Here is a 4021-nt window from a genome sequence, read left to right on the forward strand (position 1 = left end):
AGCGGCTCGATCCGGTCCCACATCGCATCGGTGATCACTAATCGGACGGACACATCCGATCAACTGACCAACCGATCAAAGAGACACGCGCTAGGGGCCGGTCAGCTGTCGGCGTCCGCCGCACCACCGGGAGTGCCGTCAGGGAACGCGCAGGGCCAGCACGACGACGTCGTCTTCGGGTGCCGGGTTCGCCGGCCTGCCGCTGATCCGACGGAGCAGTTCGGCCAGCGGACGGTCACCGTGGCGAGCGAGCAGAGCGACGAGTTGTGCCGTGGACGCATCGATGTCGTGGCCGCGGCGCTCGATGAGCCCGTCGGTGTAGAGCAACAGCGTGGAGCCCGAAGGGAGGTGGCGCCGGGCCTCGGTGCGGAGGTACGGCCCGAGGTCCGGGTGGAGGAGGATGTCGTGCTCCGCCAGGGTGGCAACTCGCCCGTCGGGCGTACGGAGCAGCGGTGGGGGGTGGCCGGCGTTGGACCAGGTCAGCGTCCAGCCGTGACTGTCGCCGGCCGGGTCGAGGCGCGCGTGGACCAGGGTGCCGCTGGCTTCGACGGGCAGCACCGAGCACGCGGCATCAAGAGCGGTCAGCGCAGTGGCGGGACTGTACGGGGGATGGTCGAGGGTGGCCTGCCTCAGCATGCTGCGGACCTGGCCCATGATCGTGGCGGCGTGCGTGTCGTGGCCGGTGATGTCACCCACCGTGATCATGAGTGCTCCGGGCTCGCCGCCAGGCGAAGCATGCGGAAGGTGGTAGGCGTCGTACCAGTCCCCGCCGATCATGTCGCCGACCGCGGCCGGTTGGTACAGGGCGCTGATGTCGACGTGGCTGGCCAGGGGGAGATCGGTGAGCATGGCCTCCTGGAGTTGCCGGGCCACGGAGATCCGGTCGTCCAGATACAGGGCGCGCTCCACCGCCTGCGCGATGTAGCCGGACGCGGCGGTGAGCGTGGCCCGCTCGGTGACGCCCACCTCGTGCCGCTTGGCCCAGCAGACCGCGAGGACCCCGAGCAGGGCGCGGCTGCCCCAGAGCGGCAGGCACAGCACGGTGGTGAAGCCCATGCGGTCGCAGAAGCCGACTGCCTCGGGGCTGTAGTCGGCGACGAGTGTCTCGCGGTCCGGTACGAAGACCGCGCGCCGTTCCCGCATGGCCCGGGTACTGGGGAAGGCCGCGTCCACCGGCAGCGTGAGGACCTCCCGTTCCACCGTGTGATCGATGTCGGGGTCGGGAACGCGGTGCAGCTCGTCCTTGTCGGCGACGAGCAGGCCGACGTACGAAGGCTTCCCGGCGCCGACGAACAGGTCTCGCACCCGTCGTCGGACGTCCTCCAGCCCGGAGGTCTGGGCCAGCTCCTCCGACGACCGCAGCAGCAGCTCGGCATGGTCCAATCCGACCTGGGCCTCGCGCTCCAGCCGCTGCGCGTCGGTCCGGGCACGCTCGGCGGCGGCTCTCGCGGTCTCCAGTACCTTCTGTGCGGACCGGCTCTGTGCCGACAGGATGCGCAGGCACAGCTCGGCCGAGCAGGCAGCCGCCAGATCCTCCAGGTCGGACAGCTCGCCGTCACCCCACGCTCGCGGCTCGTGATCGACGGCGCACAAGGTGCCCAGGACGAGCCCGTCGCCGTCGGCCAGCGGCATTGCGGCATATGCGACGACTCCGAGATCCACGACGCCGGGGCTGTCACGGAGCCCCTCGTCGGTGCGGGCGTCGGGCACGATCAGGGCCCGCCCGGAGGCCACCACGCTCCTGCAGAGCGCATGCGACGGCGGAAGGGCGCGAGAGGCCGCCCAGGGCTGGGGCAGACCGTACATGCCTGGCAGGATCTGCCGGTCCTCCTCGACCAGCGAAACGAAGGCCACTGGCACGCGAAGCAGCCGGGACACCAGGCGTGCGAACCGGTCCATCCCTGAATCGGAAGCTGACGACAGACCGGCCAGCCTCAAGGCGCGCCGACGGGCACCGTCCGGGTCCGATCCGGATCTCCGCACCTGCTCCGACATCTGCCCTCCGGTCCTGCCGTCCCGAAGTCCTCAACGGCATCGTAGAACGGCACGGGCCTGGTCCGCCGGTCGTACGGTGACAAGACCGACAGGTGCAGAGGAAGTTTCCCACACCGGACTGCCTGCCGCCGACGAAAGACTGCTCCGCGTCTTCCATGTCTTCCGTGGTCAACGGCCCGTTCCGCGGTGTGGATCGTTCCCGGCCAACTCTGCCGCAGGGCAGGCACGGTATGACGGCGGGAGCGGAGGAGCAGGAGTACCTGCTCGTGGACCGGTGAACGGGGCTGCCCGTGGCCCGTGGTCCGCGCATGGTGAAGACCGCGACCGCGGTCCTGGGCGAGCAGATCCAGGCGGAGTTTCTCGGCGCGCAGGTCGAGGCGTGCACCCGTCCCACGGCGGATCCGGCGGAGCTGAGGTCCGAACTGGGCCTGCTGCGCAGGGTGATGGGCGAGGTGGCGGCCGACGAGGGACGCCTCCTGGTGGCCACCGGCACTCCCGTGCTCCCGCCGGGGAGTCCGCCGACGGTGACCCCGGGAGACGATGCGGGCGGCTGGGCGCCCGTTGGCCCTCGCTGGTCGGTTCGTACGACGCGATGGTGTGCGGTTGTCACGTCCACGCCGGGGTGACCGGGGCGGTCAAGCCCTCGCACTGTCCAACCACATGCGTCCCTGGCTGCCGATACTTCTTCAGGCCCTCGCCGCCAACTCGCCCTTCTCCCTCGCACGGGACAGCGGGGGGGGCGAGCACCAGATCCGTGGAGCACGCGAGACGGCCCGGGGCCGGGCCCGTGCCCCTCCTCGACGAAATCGGCTACGAGCGCCTCGCAGACCACCTGGTGAAAACCGGCACCCTGCGGCGACGGGCGCCCGCCACCCGACCTCCCCGACGGGTCCGGCGCCCCGGCGGCGGAGCCGCACGTCAGCGGGCCGCGCATCTGCGGCGGGGACGCCTGGCCGACGTGGTGAGCGATCTCGAACGCCACCGCTGCGGTCTGACGCGGCCAGCACGTCGATGTCGGCAGGAGCAGACGACGCGTGGTGGTGCTCTACATGGGGTCCATGGTTCCGCTGCCCCTGCTCTCCTGCTCGGTCTTCTCCCGGAGGCGCATGGCTCTGTCCTTCAGCCGCTGGCGCTCCGCCGGGTCGGTGGCGTGCTGTGCCGCCTGTTCCAGCTCTTGAGCCCTGTCTCGCATCTGCTGGGCCCGCTTGCTCGGCTGGCTGTCGCCGCTCATGATCACTCCTCGGGTCGGGTTGGGGGTCGCCTCTTCAGGCAAACAGCGGACGGGCCGATGCGCCACCGCTGCCTCGGGGGTTCCACCCGGCACTCGGCGGTCATCACGTGGACACCGCCACGGCGCCCATCGCTCAGGAGTCGGCGCGACCAACACGTGTGAACGGCGGGACGATGACAGGACCAGGGGTGGAGGCGCTTGTCCCCGTGCGTGCATCCCGAGAGCGACAGGTCAGGGCGGTATGTCGACGGGCGTGGACCCCTCCCGCTGCCGGTGCGCAGCCTCGGCGAGGAGGAGTTCGCCGGGCAAGGCGGGCGGCTCCTGCTCGCCGGGAACGCCCTGCACGCCGACCTGGCGCCCGAGGCCGCCTGCAGTGCCGGGCGGCGTGCTGCGCTGCGGGGAGCGCGTCGCGTCCGTCGTCGGCGAGGAACACCTCCAGTCCCGCCTCGTGCGGGATCCGGAACGCTTCCAGTGGGACTTCGTCACCTTCGAGGTCGACTGGGCACTCACCCGGCCCGGTGCCGTGGACGGGGCCGCATGCGGCCGGGGCGGGAACGGTCCCCCGGGTCAGGTCGTCGACGCCGTCATCCACGGGGGACAGGCTCCGACGAGCCGTTCGCCCTGCTCGGGCAGATGACCACGGCGGACCTCCTGCCGCTCACCGGCCGGATCGGAAGCGGCATGACGTGCCGCGGGCCCGAAAACGGAACGGGGTCGGGACCGCGGCGCGGCTCTGGTGGGACGCCCGGTCACCCCGTGAACACAGTATCTGTTACACAACTGACGCGTCCGCCC

3 protein-coding genes and 1 pseudogene are annotated in these 4021 nt (G+C 71.2%); 2 read left to right on the forward strand and 2 right to left on the reverse strand.

Annotated features, from left to right (window positions below):
* Positions 1 to 138 precede the first annotated feature (138 nt).
* On the reverse strand, positions 139 to 1899 hold the full coding sequence (locus ACFXA3_RS28340) for a GAF domain-containing SpoIIE family protein phosphatase (protein ID WP_385191305.1): 1761 nt from the start codon (positions 1897 to 1899) through the stop codon (positions 139 to 141).
* Positions 1900 to 2303: 404 nt separating this feature from the next.
* On the opposite strand from ACFXA3_RS28340, the gene ACFXA3_RS28345 reads away from it, so the two are divergent.
* Positions 2304 to 2621, forward strand: coding sequence for a hypothetical protein (locus ACFXA3_RS28345; RefSeq protein ID WP_385191306.1), 318 nt, complete (start codon positions 2304 to 2306; stop codon positions 2619 to 2621).
* Between the two features lie 419 nt (positions 2622 to 3040).
* Here ACFXA3_RS28345 and ACFXA3_RS28350 read toward each other — a convergent pair whose 3' ends face one another.
* A complete protein-coding gene (locus tag ACFXA3_RS28350; protein ID WP_385191307.1) occupies positions 3041 to 3226 on the reverse strand; it encodes a DUF6381 family protein in 186 nt (61 codons plus the stop codon).
* Between the two features lie 261 nt (positions 3227 to 3487).
* Between ACFXA3_RS28350 and ACFXA3_RS28355 the strand changes: the two are divergent.
* A pseudogene (locus ACFXA3_RS28355) lies at positions 3488 to 3908 on the forward strand (NAD(P)/FAD-dependent oxidoreductase); the annotation flags it as partial.
* Positions 3909 to 4021 lie beyond the last annotated feature (113 nt).

The sequence above is a fragment of the Streptomyces sp. NPDC059456 genome (assembly GCF_042750055.1).
Classification (GTDB): Bacteria; Actinomycetota; Actinomycetes; order Streptomycetales; family Streptomycetaceae; genus Streptomyces.

What these genes read in the sequence shown, in the direction of transcription:
- ACFXA3_RS28340 (WP_385191305.1), bottom strand. Translation starts at nt 1,899, where the DNA reads ATGGACCGGTTCGCACGCCTGGTGTCCCGGCTGCTTCGCGTGCCAGTG.
- ACFXA3_RS28350 (WP_385191307.1), bottom strand. Translation starts at nt 3,226, where the DNA reads ATGAGCGGCGACAGCCAGCCGAGCAAGCGGGCCCAGCAGATGCGAGAC.
- ACFXA3_RS28345 (WP_385191306.1), top strand. Translation starts at nt 2,304, where the DNA reads ATGGTGAAGACCGCGACCGCGGTCCTGGGCGAGCAGATCCAGGCGGAG.